Raw genomic sequence first — 15,798 nt, 5'->3', positions numbered from 1 at the left:
GCAACAGACCAAAACCGATAACGACGACATGGCGAGGAGTGCGGGGCGCGATCATCAGTGCGTCCCCGGTTGATGCATGGACGGCAGCTTTCTCTATCTGAGTATCGAGACGTGGAAATATATCTCCATGCCTGTGATCAGCGCCGTTGTGGGTTACGTGACCAACGTCGTCGCCATCAAGATGATGTTCCACCCGATCGAGTTTGTCGGAGTCTGGAAACCCTGGCTCGGTTGGCAGGGCATCGTGCCGCGCAAGGCCTCGAAGATGACCGGCATCTCGGTCGATACGATCACCGAATCGCTGATCACCGAAGCGGAAATCTTCAACCGGCTCGACCCCGACCGGGTCGCCGACGAGCTCGAGCAGCCGATGATCGAGCTCACCGACGAGATCACCGATACCGTCATGGAGCGCCATCACCCCGGGCTGTGGGAAGCGCTGCCCTCGGTAGTGCGCAGCCAGGTCAAGCGCCGCGTACGCGCCCAGGCGCCGACCATTATCCGCGAGCTGATGAACGAAGTGCGCAGCAATGTGCGCTACATGTTCGATCTCAAGGGCATGATCACTCGGGTACTGGTACGCGAGAAGAATCTGCTCAACCGGATATTCCTCGAGACCGGGCGTAGCGAGTTCATCTTCATCGGCCGCTCGGGCGCTTATTTCGGCTTTGCCTTCGGCATGATCCAGATGCTGATCTGGATGTTTTTCCAGGCGTGGTGGCTGTTGCCGTTGTTCGGCCTGCTGGTCGGCTGGGCGACCAACTGGCTGGCGTTGAAGATGATCTTCAATCCCAAGAAGCCGATCCGGATCGGCAGGTTCTCGATTCAGGGGCTGTTCTTCAAACGCCAGCAGGAAGTCGCTGCCGACTACGGCAGCCTGGTCGCGACCCAGATCCTCACCCCGCAGAACATTCTCGAGGAGATCCTGACGGGCCCCTATGCAGAAAAGCTGTTCGCGCTGGTGCAGGCCGAGGTTCAACGGGCGATCGACAGCAGCGCCAGCGTGGCGCGCCCGTTCGTGACCTGGACGCTGGGCAACGCCGACTACGAACGCATGAAGGCCGAGGCCGTGCGCGAGGTCGTCGCGCGCATGCCGGAGACCCTGTCGCACATGACCGGCTATGCCCACGATGCGATGGCGATCCAGGAAACGCTGATCACGCGGCTGCAGAATCTCACCCCGCTGCAGTTCGAGGGCATGCTGCGCCCCGCCTTCGAAGAGGACGAGTGGATCCTGATCGCGGTTGGCGCGGCGCTGGGTTTCGCCGTGGGTTGGTTCCAGCTGATCGTGTTGTTCTCGAGTGTTTTCGTCGATCGCTTCGGCGGCATCCCCTGGCTTGGTTGAGGCAGGATGGAACGATTGGATGGCGCGCCGCCCCTGGCGGCGCTGCGACTGCTTTTTCGGAGATGAGCCATGGCCACTAAGAAGAATCTCAGGGTGCGCACCCCGCGTGCGTTCCAGTTCCTGCGCCAGGCTGCGCGGGCGGCCGAGGAATGGCCGGTAGCCGGCTCGGCTGTGCGCCGTTTTCAGGATGCCGAAACCTGGGCCATGGCCGAGCTCAAGCAGCGGCTTGATTCGATGTCCGACGACGGCGAGGATCGCGCCCGAACCCGCGAATCGGCGGCCGAAGGCCCGGCGCCGCGCGACATGATGGCGTTGCTGCTCGCGCAGTCGCGCGGGGTGGATCCGGACGCGGCGCGTACCCGACTGTATCGCCAGACGCTGTCCCGGCTGGTACCCGACCAGGTCGCCATGATGGCGTTGCTTGCCGAGCGCGAGATCGCGCCGCTGTGTCATGTCGCGGCCGGGCGCCTGCCGGCCGGGCCGGTGAGCGTGGTGGTGCTGGCCAATGCCAGCTCGCTCGGCCGCGATGCCGGTGTGCTGTTGCGCGAGTACGTGCCGCAATACATGAGCGAACTGCTCGCGCTGGGCGTGTTCGAAGCCGGCCCCGAAGACGATCGGCTGACCGATCAGTACGAGTTGCTCATGGCCGACACGCAACTACGCAAGACGATGGATCGTGTACGTCGCGAGATGAAGCTTTATCCACGTCTTCAGCGTTTTAGCGTGCACATGAGCGACTACGGCAAAGCGTTGTGGCAGGACTGTCGGCCGATGACGGACGTACTCGAACACGCTGATGAAGGCGGCAACGCCGGGCGCTGACTCCCAGCCGGGCGGTCAGCCTGCTAAGCTCGCGAGTTGGAAAATATATCGTTTCGCTATTCGCGGCGAACGCCTATAGGAGATCGGTCGATGAGTGAATATGAGCGCGACACGCTCAGTGTCTGGGATGTCCTCAAGCCCACCCCCGAAAAGCTGGCCGGTGTCGACCGGCTGCTCATGGGCGCCGGCATCCTGCTCAAGTCCCGTCTTAAAGACAATCTCACCATCGCCACGCTGATCGAGAATCATGCCGGGCGCCGGCCGCAGCACGATGCGTTGACGTTCGAGAACCAGCGCTACACCTATGCCCAGCTCAATGCGCATGCGAACCGCTATGCGCGCACGCTCAAGGCCGGCGGCATCGGCAAGGGCGATGTGGTCGGCGTGCTGCTCGACAATCGTCCGGAGACGCTGATCATCGTGGCGGCGATGGCCAAGCTTGGCGCGGCCGCGGCGATGTGCAACACGAAGCAGCGCGGCGAAGTGCTCGCGCACAGCCTCGCCACGGTCAAGCCGAAGGCGATGCTGGTGGGCGAGGAGCTGTTCGACGCCTACGCCGAGATCCGCGAGGAGCCGGCGATCGCCGAGCTCGCGCCGGTCTGGTTTGTGGGTCATAGCGCGGTGGGTGCCGCCCCCGATGGCTGCGCGCATTTTCTCGAGCAGGTCGCTGACCAGCCCAGCGGCAATCTGGACGATGCGCATCGCGTCTCGAGCACCGATACCTGTTTCTATATCTTCACGTCGGGCACCACGGGCATGCCCAAGGCCTCACGCATGAGCCATCTGCGCTGGCTGCGTGGCGGCGCAGGGCTGGGCATGGCTGGCCTGCGACTGACCCCGAACGATCGCTTCTACTGTCCGCTGCCGCTGTATCACAACAACGCGCTGACGGTGTCCTGGTCGTCGGTGCTGTGCGCGGGCGCGACCTTCGCGCTGGCGCCGAAATTCAGCGTGAGCAACTTCTGGCCCGACGTCCGCCACCACAAGGCGACCGTGTTCTGCTACATCGGCGAACTGTGTCGCTATCTGCTGCAGGCCGAGCCGAACGAGCACGATCGCAACCACGCCATCCGTGCCGTGATCGGCAATGGCTTGCGCCCGGATATCTGGGACGAGTTCAAGGATCGTTTCGGTATCCAACGGATCTGCGAGTTCTACGGGGCCAGCGAAGGCAATCTCGTGTTCGTCAACGGCTTCAACATGGATCGTACGGCCGGTTTCTGCCCGCTGCCGTTCGCGGTGGTCGAATACGACCCCGAGACGGAAGAGCCCGTAACGGGCGGCGACGGTCGTATGAAAGAGGTCGCCAAGGGCGAAACCGGGCTCTTGCTCAACAAGGTCACCGACTTTGCGCCCTTCGAGGGTTATACCGACGCCGAAGCCAGCGAGAAGAAGCTGTGCCACGGCGTTTTCAAGAAGGACGACTGCTATTTCAATACCGGCGACCTGGTGCGTCGCCAGGGCATGCGTCATATCGCTTTCGTTGACCGGCTCGGCGACACCTTCCGCTGGAAGGGCGAGAACGTCGCGACCACTCAGGTCGAGAACGCGCTCAATGCTCACCCGGAAATCGAGGAATCGGTGGTCTACGGCGTGGAAGTGCCGCATTCGGACGGCCGTGCCGGCATGGCTGCCATCACGCCCGTCAACAAGCTTGCGGATATCGACTGGGCCGGGCTGGTGGCGCATCTTCGCAACGAGCTTCCCGCCTACGCGGTGCCGGTCTTCATTCGCCTGCGTCCGGAGCAGGAAATCACCGGCACGATGAAGTACCGCAAGGTGGACCTGAAAAAGCAGGGCTACTCGCCCGAAGGCAACGAGCCGGTGTTCATGCTCGCCAGTCGCGGCGAGCGCTACGAGCCGATTGACGACGATACCCGTGCGGCGCTGACCGACGGCGATATCTCGCTCTAGCGAAGGATTCCGCGATGTGCCGCTCGCCGACTGGCGAGCGGCCTAGGCGCTCTTGCCGGGCTGGTTGTCGAGCGGGTCGCTGTCGCTGGCGGAGTCGGTCGGCTGATAATGCTGGGCCCCGAAGATCATGGCGCGGAACATGATCTTGGCCTCGCGGGCCATCTCCATGGCGCTCAGGCCGGTGTCCTCGGTCAGCCATTCCGCGATCAGCTCGTTGAACATGCCCACGAGCGCCACCGAAGGCAGGTGGTAGTCGCGGCTGGGCAGTACGCCGTTCTCGGCCATCATGGTCGCATAGCGACGGATGATCTCGGCCAGGTCGTGGGTGGTCTCGCGGCGCTTCTTCTCCATGACTTCCGAGACACCGACCGCTTCGATACAGAGAATGCGCCCGCGGCGCGGCTCCTCGAGCAGGAAGAAGACGGCAGCCTCGATGGTATCGGCCACACGCTGGGTCAGTGGGGTGCGAGCCTCGGTCAGCGATGTGCGCACGATATCGTCCATGCGCGTCACCAATTCGGCGTGCACGGCATGGAGAATGGACTCGCGTCCCTCGAATTGCTCGTAGAAATGGCGCGTCGACACCTTGGCATGGGTGCACACCGCCTCGATCGGCGTAGCCGCATAACCCCGCTCGCCGAACAGCTCGGTACCGGCCGAGATGAGGCGCTGATATCGCTGTTTTCTCAGCTCTTCTGCGCTGAGTCCCCGGTATCCGCGGCGCCGTCCACCGGTGCCGGAGGATTTGGATGCTGTGTCTTTCACTGCTTCATCCTGCTTGACGACCAAGCGCGTCTTGCTATGATCTGAAAACTATTCTTTTTCGAAACGCATACGCATTGCAACCGTCTCGACATGAGGGCGGGTGCTGCGATCACAACCATACTCAGGCGGAAACACGGTCATGACGGGAATAATTGTCGCATTGGTCATCATCGGGCTGTATTGGACATTGCTCTACCGCGGCGTATCGCTGGCGATATTCACGGGCGTGACCGCCGCGGTGGCGCTCGCGTTGTGGGCGATCGGCATTCTCGGGCCGGTCGGGTTCGTGGTGACGGCTATCGTGCTCGGCGTGCCGTTGGCGATTTTCAATATCGTGCCGCTGCGCCGCGCGCTGCTCACCAAGCGTCTCTACGGCGTGTTCCGCAAGATTCTTCCCGAAATGGGCGCAACCGAGAAGGAAGCCCTCGAAGCGGGCGATGTGTGGTGGGAAGCCGAGATGTTTCGCGGCCGTCCGGACTGGAACCAGCTACTGGATTTCAAGCTGACCCAGCTCACCGATCAGGAGCAGGCGTTTCTGGATAACGAGACCGAACAGCTCTGTGCGATGATCGACGACTGGCAGGTCAATTTCGAGCTCAAGGACCTGCCCGAAGACGTCTGGGATTACATCCGCAACAACGGCTTCTTCGCCATGCTCATCCCGAAAGAGCACGGCGGTCTGGGTTTCTCGGCTTATGGTCAGTCCTGTGTCGTCGCCAAGATCGCGACCCGGTCCTTGACTGCTGCGGTGACCGTGATGGTCCCCAACTCGCTCGGACCGGGCGAACTGCTCACCCACTACGGCACGAAAGAACAGCAGGAAAAATGGTTGCCGGGGCTGGCTTCCGGCAAGGAACTGCCGTGCTTTGCCCTGACCGGCGTGGAAGTCGGCTCTGACGCGACGAAGATGCCGGATACGGGTGTCGTCTGTAAGCGCACCGTCGACGGCAAGGAAGTGCTCGGCCTGAGCCTGTCCTTCAACAAGCGCTACATCACCCTGGCGCCGGTCGCTACCATGATGGGTCTGGCCTTCAAGCTGAAGGATCCGGACGGCCTGCTCGGCGATCCCGACAAGATTGACTACGGCATCACCTGTGCGCTGCTGGCCACCGACACGCCCGGCGTGAAGATCGGCCGTCGACATTTCCCGGGTGCGACGTTCCAGAACGGCCCGATCCAGGGCGACGATGTCTTCGTGCCGATCGATTCGATCATCGGCGGCCCGGAACAGGCCGGCAAGGGCTGGCGCATGCTGGTCGAATGCCTGTCGGCCGGCCGCGGCATCTCGCTGCCGGCGCTGTCCACGGCCACCGGCAAGGGCATGTACGGCATCACCTCGGCCTATTCACGCATCCGTCGCCAGTTCGGCACCGAGATCGGCAACTTCGAGGGCGTGCAGGAAGGCCTGGGCGTGATCGGCGGCTATGCCTATATTCTCGAGAACGTGCGTAATCTCACCGCCTCCGGCGTGGATCACTGCACGCCGAGTGTGGTCACTGCGATGGTCAAGTATCACGCCACGGAGATGATGCGAACGGTGATCAACCACTCGATGGATATCCATTCGGGTCGCGGCATCATCATGGGTCCGCGCAACTATCTGGCCGCGGCCTACCAGGCGCTGCCGGTGGCGATCACCGTGGAAGGCGCGAACATCATGACGCGCAGCCTCATGGTCTTCGGCCAGGGCGCGATCCGCTGCCATCCTTTTGTCTACAGCGAGATGGAAGCGGCCCATAATCCCGATTTCGATGCCGGTCTGGCCGAGTTCGATCGCCTGCTGTACGCGCATATCGGCTACTCGGTGAATCGCATGGTGCGCGGCTTCACGCTGGGGCTGACCGGTGCGCGTCTGGCGTCGGCCCCGGTCGACAACGAGATGGCGGTCTACTACAAGCACATGGAGCGCTTCTCCGCAGCGCTGGCCTTCAGTGCCGATCTGGCGATGGGCACGCTCGGCGGCGCGCTCAAGCTCAAGGAATCCACATCGGCGCGTCTCGGCGACGTGCTCTCGCATCTGTATATGGCGTCAGCAACGCTCAAGGGCTTCGAGGTCAACGGCGGCACCGCAGAAGACAAGGTCCACGCGACCTGGGCGATGGAGTACCACCTGCACGAGATCGAGAACGCGCTGCACGAGTTCGTGCGCAATTATCCGGTGAAGGCGGTGCGCCCGCTGCTCAAGCTCGTGGCGTTGCCGCGTGGCCGCAGCTTCAACGGCCCGACTGACGACATGAACACCGCATTGTGCGACATGATGCTGGGCATGAAACTCGATTCGGCCTTCGGCAAGCGGATGACTTATGACATCTATATCGGTGAGGGCGAGAACGATCCCACCGGTCGCCTGATGGGGGCCTACAACAAGCTCCAGGAAGTCGACAGCTTCTACAGTGAGTTCCTGCGCGCGGCCAAGCACGGCGAGATCGAAGGCGAGTCCGTCGAGGAACAGCTCGCCAGCGCGCTCGATCGGCAGGTGCTCAGCGCCGAACAGGCGGAAGCGATCCGTGAATACGATCGCCTGCGTTACGAAGTGCTGCTCACCGATGACTTCAGCAAGGAATACCTGCTCAACCCGTTGTCCGATGAAGCTCGCGAGGCAGAAGGTCGACCTGTCGACATGCGCAAGGCCTCATGACTCGTAATCTGCTCGGATCAAGACTCGTGAGGGTCGGTGACGGCGGCCTTGCCGGCGTCACCGGTATCGATACCGCCGCGGAGCGTCCGCCTTCCGAGGCCGGGCTGTCCGCCGCGGCGGTCGACTCCATCTGGGGTGGTGTCGAGGCGATGTATCGTAGCGGCGCCTTCCCGGCGGTTACGTTCTGCCTGCGCCGCCGCGGCCAGATCGTGCTCAACCGTTCGATCGGCTATGCGCGAGGCGGCGGCCCGGGCGAGTCGCGTGGGTCGAACGCCAGGCTGGCCGAGCCGGATACGCCGGTCTGCATGTTCTCGGCAAGCAAGGCCGTGACCGCCATCCTCGTGCACAAGCTGGCAGAGGAGGGCGGCATTGACCTGGACGCACGGGTCTCGCACTACCTGCCGGAGTTCACCGGCGGCGGGAAGGACCGTACGACCCTCGCGCAGGTGCTGTCGCATCGCGGTGGCTTTCCCATGTTCAACGTCGAGGGCACCGATTCAGGGCCCGAGACACTGCTCGACTGGGACCGCTGCATTCGCCTGATCTGCGAGGCCCCGGCGGACAAGGGCGGCAACCGACTGGCGTATCACGCCATCACCGGCGGCTTCATTCTGGCGGAGATCATCCAGCGTGTGACCGGCATGTCGGTCCGGGAATATCTGGATACACGGCTGCGCAAGCCCATGGGCATGCGCTATTTCACCTACGGGCTCGACAAGCGCTCGCGCGGTCGGGTCGCCGTTAACTACGTGGCCGGCCAGCCGGTACGGTTCCCTATCTCGGTGCTGGCGAAAAAAGCGCTTTCGGCAGACTTCGCCGAAGTGGTCAACGTCTCCAACACCGATTACTTCATGGATGCGGTGGTGCCGGCCGGCAATCTGTACGCCACGGCAGAAGAGCTTTCGCGTTTCTACCAGATGCTGCTCGACGGCGGGGTGTATGAGGGCCGCCAGGTGCTCGCGCCGGAGACGATCCGGCGCGCCATCAAGCCGGCGGTACGCCTGCGCTTCGATCACACCCTCAAGATTCCCATGCGCTACAGCGAAGGGCTCATGCTCGGTGTGAACCCATTTGGTCTGTACGGGCCGATGACCGGCGCGGCGTACGGGCATCTGGGTTTCATGAATATTCTCGGCTGGGCAGACCCGTCGCGTGATCTTTCGGCCTCGCTGATGGTGACCGGCAAGGCCATCCTCGGCGGGCATCTGCTCGCGCTCGGGCAGTTGCTCAGTACCATTTCCTGGCAATGCCGGGGGTGAACCATGTCTACGGGCGACTCGTCGAACCGTAATCGAACGGCGCAACAGAACGGCAGCCTGGCCGCGGCCGATCGCAAGATCTGGCTGCGCGGCGGCATGTCGATGGCGTCCGATGCGTTCGTGGGCACCGTCAATATCGTCAACGGCGTGCATCAGGCCGTTACCCAGACGGTCTCGCGCCTGGCGCCGCCGGCGCGTCCGATCGGGCGCGGCAGTGATTTTGTCTACGGCCGCGTGCGCGATATCGGGCGGCTGAGTTTCTTCGGGGCAAGCCAGATTGCCGGTCTCGCCGAGACGCTTGTTCCGGCGCGCAAACGCGATATTCCGCAGCGTCTGTCGTTGGGTCTGCATAGCGCGCTCAACGGCGCGTTCGGTGATTATCTCGAACGCAACGATAACGAGCTGGCGCTGCCGATGACGCTGGTCGGCGACCGCGGTCGCCCGGTGTCCGTGACCCGCCATGGGTTGGGCGTTGCCATCGAGGCGCCGACGGCCCGCGTGGTCGTGCTCGTGCACGGGCTGGGCATGAACGACCAGCAATGGCGTCAGGGCGACAGGCCCGATTTCGGTGAGCAGCTTGCCGACGAATTCGGCTATACGGCGCTGCGGCTGCGCTATAACAGCGGTCGCCATATTTCGGATAACGGCCGCGATTTCGCCGCGTTATTGCAGGCGTTTGTCGAGGCCTATCCGGTCGGGATCGAACGCCTGACCCTCGTCGGCCACAGCATGGGTGGCCTGGTGGCGCGTAGCGCCTGCCACTATGCCGAACAGGCGGGCCACAGCTGGCATAAAGACTTGGCCGATCTTGTTCTGCTCGGGTCGCCGCATCTGGGCGCGCCGCTCGAGCGCCTGGGCCACCAGGTCACCCACTCGCTCACGCGACTGTCGTACACACGCCCGCTGTCGGTGCTTGGCGAAATACGCAGTGCCGGTGTAAAGGATCTGAGCCACGGCTATCTGCGCGACGAGGACTGGCAGAAAGATGAAGGTGCCCGTCGGCCGACGGCTGCGGCAGCGCTGCCCGCGCTCGAGCATGTCGGGCATTTCCTGGTCGCTGCGACCCTGGGGCGCCGCGGCGAAGACCCGATTGGCCGTTGGCTCGGCGATATGCTCGTGCCAGTCACCAGTGCCGTCGGTCACTCGACTGTGCCGAGTCGTCGGTTCCAGGCCTCAGACCAGGACGGTCGTGTCTTTTATGGCATGAATCATTTCGCGCTCATGCATCACCGTGATGTATACGGCGCGATTCGCGAATGGCTCGCGCCACGCCTCGCCGCGGCGAAGCCGGCGCGTTGAACCTGTTCTTTAACGCAAGGAATTGTTGTCCATGCCCGATTTGGAAAGTCGCTTCAACGACGCTGTAGAAAAAGTACGCAACGCGCCGGAGGACGGCGACTTCAAGCCGTCGAACGATTACAAACTCAAGATGTACGCCCTGTATCGACAGGCCGTCGATGGCGATGTGCAGGGCAAGAAGCCGGGCATGCTCAATCCCATCGCCCGTTATAAATGGCAGGCCTGGAGCGACGTGAAGGGCATGAGCGCGGATGCGGCCATGCAGGCCTACATCGGCGAAGTCGAGAACGTCGAAGCCCAGTACGGCTGATTTGCGAACCCGGGTCCGCGCCGCGGCCCCGGGTGTCGGCTATATCTCAGGACACGCCGGCCAGCGTTGAAGCGAGATGGCCGTTGTCACAAGCCTTGCTCGCCTGCTTGCGGGTCTCGGTATCGAGCTCGCGCACGGCAGCCTGAATCGCTGCGAGGTCGGGATCGTCGGCCGTCAGCCGCTTGTCCAGTTCCCAAAGGAACGGCGCCCGCTCGGCGGCCGCGACCTCGATCAGACGGGCTACGCGATCCGGGCCCATGGCGCTGAGCTGGCCGCGAAAGCGTGACCAGAGATCGTTGGCAACGATGGAATCGATCACGCTACGAACCACGTTCGCCTCACCGAACGCCGGCTGTTCGGCCAGCGTGCCGATAGCGCTGTTGGGCATGTCGTGAGCCATGGCGAGCAAGGCCGGCCAGAGATCCTCGGCGGCTGCAGCGCGAATCAGCGAATCGAGGATTGCGGCGTCCTGCGCCATGGCCAACTCTGCCATGGCCATGCGCGGTACGTCGCCGATGCGCAGCAGGGTAGCGATCACTTCCGGCCACAGGTCGTCGCGGGCCGCAGCCTGGATGATGGCTTCGCGTCGCTCGACATCGAGATAGTCGATCACCAGATCCAGCTGGTCGCTGTTTTCCACGAAGAAGCTGATTGCGAGCAGGTCTGCTTCACGGGTAATGGCGTCGGCGGCCGCGAACAACGTGTCGCGTGGCAGCACGTCGACAAAGCGGCCCATGGTGATCATCTCGCGGCGTTCGAGCAGAAGTTTGGTGATGGCCACGGCACGATCGACCGGAAAACCGGCAATGATCGGACGGGCCCGAACCGGGTCGATATGCAGGCAGGTATCGGCCAGAAACGTATCGGAAAGCCGCTCGGAGAGATCAATCGCCTTTTGGGGCGGCATTTCTCCGGCAATACGCCCCGACAGGGTCGGGCCAAGAACGCGCTCGGAAATGCGCGAGCTGATGCCCAATGGCAGCATCGCGGACAGTTTTGCAAAGCCGCTGAAGGTGGTGCGGAATTTCTCGAAAAGTGCCTCGGTGATACCTTCGCGCAGGGTGCGCAGGCGATCGGCTTCGAGATAGCTCAGATGTTCGAGCGACTCGACGTCGGTCTCGAGAATGCGTGCGAGCTTGACGAGCTCAGCGCGGATAGCCGGATTTCTCATCCCAGGAACAACTTCTGTACACGTTTGCGGAACGGGCCGGGGACCATGCTGATCGCCTCGTCGAGAGCGGTCTCCAGCATGCTCCGCTGGCTGCGAGCGGCTTGTTTCATCAGTACTTGCAGCTGTTCGCGCTCATCCGGCGGCAGCCCGTCGATGACGGCCTGGGTGCGCGAGTCGAGCGGCAGACGATCTTCGTCAAGACTCATTCGTGTTGTCTCTCGCGTCGTGCGCCGACGCCGTGCGCGGGCGCCGCGGCGCCCGGATATCCGTGCCAAACAGATGCTACATCAAGCGCCGGGCTGGCGCAGATCGGGCCTTCTTGTGCAGCGTTCAGCCCGCCGTGACGGGCATTTTGCCGGCCCCGGGACATCCTGTTTAAGAAAATCAGAGGGCTTGCGCTTTGCTTTGGTACGCGACGCCCTTAAACTCAATCATGTTGCACTGCACGATGATCCGCAACAGCCGGGTCGTCACAACGCATATATCGAGGAGTAACAATGAGTGATTATTTAGTCCGTGCTTCGTCGAACCCGACGATCCGTAATGTGATCAAGACCATCGGCCTGCCGACGCCGCAGCAGCTGGCGCGCGCCGAAGGCCCGTACCAGGCGCGTTTTCTCGAAGGCGAGACGATTCTGACCGGTGCGGTCGCCAATGCCACCGCCATCGGCGGCATCGTGACCACGCTGGAAAGCGCTGGCGCCACGGTTGAAAGCGCAAACACGCCGACACCCGCCGAGGATGCCAAGTACGATGCGCTCGTTTTCGACGCCACGCAGATGGCAAGCGTTGCCGAGCTGAAATCGCTCTACGATTTCTTCCATCCGGTCGCCCGCAAGCTCAATCGGAACGCGCGTATCGTCGTGCTCGCGAGCCAGCCGGAGGCGATGGATACGGTCAGCGCCGCGACGGCAGCACGCGCTGTTGAAGGTTTCGTGCGCTCGCTGGCCAAGGAAATCGGCCAGCTGGGTTCGACTGCGAACATGCTCTATGTCGAGCCGGGCGCCGAAGATCGCGTGGAAGCACCCCTGCGGTTCTTCCTGTCCGACTACAGCACCTTTGTCGACGGTCAGCCGCTGACTATCACCAAGACCGGCGCCATGCCGGAAGCCGTGGCCGGCACGCAGCCGCTCAAGAACAAGGTCGCACTGGTGACCGGTGGCGCCCGCGGCATTGGCGCGGCCACCGCACAGCGTCTCGCCCGCGAGGGCGCGACGGTCGTGTGCCTGGATATTCCGCAGGATCAGGAAACCCTGGAAGAAACGGTCGCCGAGTTCGGCGGTACGGCGTTGCCGCTGGATATCACCGCAGACGACGCGCCGCGCCAGATCGCCGATTTCTTCAAGGACAAGTTCGGCGGCGTGGATATCGTCGTCCACAACGCCGGCGTCACCCGCGACAAGACGCTCGCCAACATGCCCGAGCATTACTGGGACATGGTGCAGAGCATCAACCTGCAGGCGATTCTCAACGTGGATGAGTTGCTCTCCGGCGAAGGCATCATCAACGAGCATGGCCGCGTGATCTGTCTGTGCTCCATCGGCGGCATTGCCGGCAACCGTGGCCAGACCAACTACGGTGCGACCAAGGCCGGCCTCATCGGCTTCGTCGAGCGTCGCGGTGCGACCGACCGTGATCGCGGCGTGACCGTCAACGCCATTGCTCCCGGTTTCATCGAGACGCGTATGACCGCCGAGATGCCGTTTGGCGTACGCGAGGGCGGTCGTCGTCTGTCGTCGCTGTCGCAGGGCGGCGAACCGCGCGACGTCGCCGAGGCGATCACCTTTCTGGCCACCCCCGGTGCGGGTGGCATCAGTGGCAACGTGCTGCGTGTCTGTGGCCAGAGCCTGATCGGCGCCTGATGCGCCGTTAACAGCACTTGAAAAGGCCGGTCGGGAGTCCCGACCGGCCTTTTTTATGCGTGACGTGCCGCTGCGTTCAGTCTGCGCCGGCGCGTTTGTCCAACCATTCGGCAACCCGTGGCCAGATCTCGGCCTGAGCGAATTTACTGATCACAATGCCGGGGTGGTCGAAATCGACCGAGTAACCACTGGCGCGCCCCGCGGTTACAAACGTTTTATCGGCGCTTGAAAAATGGCTCACGAAACGCTCGCAGCCACGACTCGGGTCCACGCGATCCCCAGCGCCGGAAATCGCCAGCACGGGCGCCGTGATTGCAGCGAGTGATTCGCGCAGTGCCGGGTCTCGACGACCGCGTGCGACCCATTCTGTCGCGTCATGCATGGCGGCAATCGGCTCGTTTTCGGGCCCAAGGCCGGCAGCGCGTGCCGGAAAGGATCCGATCGCGCGGGCGAGGCCACGCGTCAGTAATTGGCCGGGCCAGTCGAGCATCCGCTTGCCCACTTCGTACTGACTGGCGAACAGCACCAGTCCGGCTATACGGCTGGCGTCGAGTTGCGTGGCCGCTGCGCGTGCAGCCATCACGCCGCCAAAGGAATGACCGATCCAGAACGCGGACGCGCCGAATCGCTGCGTGACAACGGCCTGTACCGCAGGTAGATCGTAGGCCAGATGCTCCTCAAGACCGGCCCGTGCGTCGCAGTCGGGCGAATCCGACAGACCGCGCCGTTGCACGACAATGGCGGGGTAGCCGCGACGGGCGAGAAACGCTGCCAGCCCGATACCGCGCTCGGACAGCCAGAAGCGCCGCCCGGTGAACATGCCGGGCAGCATGACGACCGGGGCATGTGTCGCGACGCCGGCGGCCTCGGCCACAGTGATACGGCAACAGCCGCCGTCTGTGGCTTCGACGACCTCGTTTTGAACGGACAGCTCGGAATCAGCCACGCATGACCCGCCATGCAATCGTGGCCACGCAGGCGGTGACGACCAGCGTGAGCAGGCGACGCAGCTGCAGAAAGCCGCGCGTCTGCCAGCCTTGGCGGGCGCCGTGTTCGTCGATCAGCCAGGCGGCCACGAGGGCAGCCACGAGCAGTAGACCCCGCCACGGCGCGGCGGTAAGCAGAGCGCCCCAGGCCACGATGGCGGGCAGTACCGCCAGCGTCATGTCGCGACCTGCGGCCTGGCCACGTGAGAGCATCCGGCCCCATTGCACACCGCCGATGAAGGCCACGATGGTGGCGAGATAGGGCAGCAGCCAGCGCAGCGCGGTCCGTGCGTCCAGCGAGCTGCCGGCATGAGCGTAATAGACACCGAAAGCGAACGGCAGCAGGGCGAGCAGGCCCAGCGCGACAGCGGCAGACAGGGCAGAGCGTTTCTTGGCCATGGGTTTGAAGCGACGAGGGCGAAAGAGCGCGATGTTACACCGCTGCTGCGCGATAAAGGGTCAGGCCGCGGCGGTATTGAAGTGGCTGACCAGTGCGCGCACCAGTGGCTTCATGAAATAACTGCTTTCCGGCATGATTCTTACCGGAATGTCTTTCTCTTCAAGGCGTTCCGCCACCAGTGGCCCCACTGCGGCGACGCATAGCGATTGCATTGCTTCGGTCAGCGCCTCTGTGCGCCCCGCGTTGCGTGCGACCTTGAAGAGTCGCTTGACCTGCGGCGAGCTGGTGAACGCCACGGCGTCCAGTTCGCCGCCGACGATACGGTCGATGAAATCCATGACCTGCGGTTCCTCGGCCTCGTCGGCATAGATATAGGGCGCGACCGGCAGCGCTATCGCCTGTTTTCCGGCCAGGAACGCCATGAGCTTGTCGTTGGGATCGGTGCCATAGAGCTGTACGCCGACACGATTACCGGCCAGGTCGATATCCGTCAGGGCTTCGATGACGCCGTCGGTCGTGGGCTGGCTGGCCGGCACGTCGTTGCGTAGCTGCAGTGCGCGCAGTTCGCGCACCGGCTTCGGCCCGCGGCTGATATTGCGGGCTTGGGCGAGCCGTTCGGTGAAGCGCGCCATGCGGTCGTCGCCGACGCGCTCGCAGAAGCCGCGCAGGCGACGCAGGCCCTCGCCGGTCAGCCAGATCATGTCGTCGAGCCCGTTGTCGATCACGTCCTCCAGCCATTGTTCGACAAGACCCGTCTCCGGCGTGTCGCGGATATCGACCAGCGGGCAACGCAGCACCTCGGCGCCGCGGCGCTCGAGCATGTCGGCAAACAGGTCGAGTTGGCGGGATTCGGGTACGCCGATGCGGCGGCCGGTCAGGGGCATGCCATCCGTGGTTTCGTTCATGACTATTAGTCCGTGGCGCGGTATAAGTTTGCTGTTCGCAGTGTAGCGACGTGCCGGCCTGATCGGCAGTTGCGTCGCTTTGCTGCATCGCGGCACACTGCCATTGGACATTGGCACGGTCA

14 protein-coding genes are annotated in these 15,798 nt (G+C 63.5%); 8 read left to right on the top strand and 6 right to left on the bottom strand.

Features of this window, described 5'->3' with window-relative positions; all coding sequences use genetic code 11:
• The first annotated feature begins 76 nt into the window (after window positions 1-76).
• The 3 genes from SADO_RS05540 (at window position 77) to SADO_RS05530 (ending at window position 4,081) form a co-directional block, all read left to right on the top strand.
• Window positions 77-1,345, top strand: a complete 1,269-nt coding sequence (locus SADO_RS05540) for a DUF445 domain-containing protein (protein WP_353109887.1) — start codon at window positions 77-79, stop codon at window positions 1,343-1,345.
• A 69-nt stretch (window positions 1,346-1,414) separates the two neighbouring features.
• On the top strand, window positions 1,415-2,167 hold the full coding sequence (locus SADO_RS05535) for an Abi-alpha family protein (protein WP_353109885.1): 753 nt from the start codon (window positions 1,415-1,417) through the stop codon (window positions 2,165-2,167).
• 90 nt (window positions 2,168-2,257) lie between these two features.
• Complete coding sequence (locus tag SADO_RS05530; protein ID WP_353109884.1) at window positions 2,258-4,081, top strand: long-chain-acyl-CoA synthetase; 1,824 nt, start codon at window positions 2,258-2,260, stop codon at window positions 4,079-4,081.
• Between the two features lie 42 nt (window positions 4,082-4,123).
• Here SADO_RS05530 and SADO_RS05525 read toward each other — a convergent pair whose 3' ends face one another.
• The gene (locus SADO_RS05525) at window positions 4,124-4,846 is read right to left on the bottom strand and encodes a TetR/AcrR family transcriptional regulator (RefSeq protein ID WP_353109883.1); all 723 of its coding nucleotides are present in this window, start codon (window positions 4,844-4,846) and stop codon (window positions 4,124-4,126) included.
• Between the two features lie 139 nt (window positions 4,847-4,985).
• On the opposite strand from SADO_RS05525, the gene SADO_RS05520 reads away from it, so the two are divergent.
• From SADO_RS05520 to SADO_RS05505, 4 genes are read left to right on the top strand one after another with little or no spacing between them, the layout of a single operon-like run.
• Window positions 4,986-7,484, top strand: a complete 2,499-nt coding sequence (locus SADO_RS05520) for an acyl-CoA dehydrogenase (RefSeq protein WP_353109882.1) — start codon at window positions 4,986-4,988, stop codon at window positions 7,482-7,484.
• 26 nt (window positions 7,485-7,510) lie between these two features.
• Window positions 7,511-8,743, top strand: a complete 1,233-nt coding sequence (locus tag SADO_RS05515) for a serine hydrolase domain-containing protein (RefSeq protein ID WP_353109880.1) — start codon at window positions 7,511-7,513, stop codon at window positions 8,741-8,743.
• Between the two features lie 3 nt (window positions 8,744-8,746).
• Entirely contained in the window at window positions 8,747-10,042 is a 1,296-nt protein-coding gene (locus tag SADO_RS05510; RefSeq protein ID WP_353109878.1) for an esterase/lipase family protein, read from the top strand.
• Window positions 10,043-10,073: 31 nt separating this feature from the next.
• Window positions 10,074-10,352, top strand: a complete 279-nt coding sequence (locus SADO_RS05505; RefSeq protein WP_353109877.1) for an acyl-CoA-binding protein — start codon at window positions 10,074-10,076, stop codon at window positions 10,350-10,352.
• A gap of 46 nt (window positions 10,353-10,398) precedes the next feature.
• Here SADO_RS05505 and SADO_RS05500 read toward each other — a convergent pair whose 3' ends face one another.
• Both SADO_RS05500 and SADO_RS05495 read right to left on the bottom strand, forming a co-directional pair.
• Window positions 10,399-11,523: a hypothetical protein gene (locus SADO_RS05500; protein ID WP_353109875.1), complete on the bottom strand. Its 1,125-nt coding sequence runs from the start codon at window positions 11,521-11,523 to the stop codon at window positions 10,399-10,401.
• A complete protein-coding gene (locus tag SADO_RS05495) occupies window positions 11,520-11,729 on the bottom strand; it encodes a hypothetical protein (RefSeq protein WP_353109874.1) in 210 nt (69 codons plus the stop codon). The genes SADO_RS05500 and SADO_RS05495 overlap by 4 nt, the downstream gene beginning before the upstream one ends.
• Window positions 11,730-12,020: 291 nt before the next feature.
• Between SADO_RS05495 and SADO_RS05490 the strand changes: the two genes are divergently transcribed.
• Complete coding sequence (locus tag SADO_RS05490; RefSeq protein ID WP_353109872.1) at window positions 12,021-13,385, top strand: 3-oxoacyl-ACP reductase; 1,365 nt, start codon at window positions 12,021-12,023, stop codon at window positions 13,383-13,385.
• 76 nt (window positions 13,386-13,461) lie between these two features.
• On the opposite strand, the gene SADO_RS05485 is transcribed toward SADO_RS05490, so the two are convergent.
• Genes SADO_RS05485 through SADO_RS05475 form a run of 3 tightly spaced genes read right to left on the bottom strand, consistent with a single transcriptional unit; the run spans window position 13,462 to window position 15,676 of the window.
• Window positions 13,462-14,331, bottom strand: coding sequence for an alpha/beta fold hydrolase (locus SADO_RS05485; RefSeq protein WP_353109871.1), 870 nt, complete (start codon window positions 14,329-14,331; stop codon window positions 13,462-13,464).
• A complete protein-coding gene (locus SADO_RS05480) occupies window positions 14,324-14,770 on the bottom strand; it encodes a DUF3429 domain-containing protein (RefSeq protein ID WP_353109869.1) in 447 nt (148 codons plus the stop codon). The genes SADO_RS05485 and SADO_RS05480 overlap by 8 nt, the downstream gene beginning before the upstream one ends.
• Window positions 14,771-14,830: 60 nt before the next feature.
• Window positions 14,831-15,676 (bottom strand): uroporphyrinogen-III synthase, encoded by an 846-nt coding sequence (locus SADO_RS05475; protein WP_353109867.1) that lies wholly within the window; start codon window positions 15,674-15,676, stop codon window positions 14,831-14,833.
• Between the last annotated feature and the right edge of the window lie 122 nt (window positions 15,677-15,798).

The sequence above is a fragment of the Salinisphaera dokdonensis CL-ES53 genome, from assembly GCF_040361215.1.
GTDB lineage: Bacteria > Pseudomonadota > Gammaproteobacteria > Nevskiales > Salinisphaeraceae > Salinisphaera > Salinisphaera dokdonensis.
The sequence above is the reverse complement of the archived record's forward strand: the minus strand, read 5'-3'. Positions and strand labels throughout refer to the sequence as shown.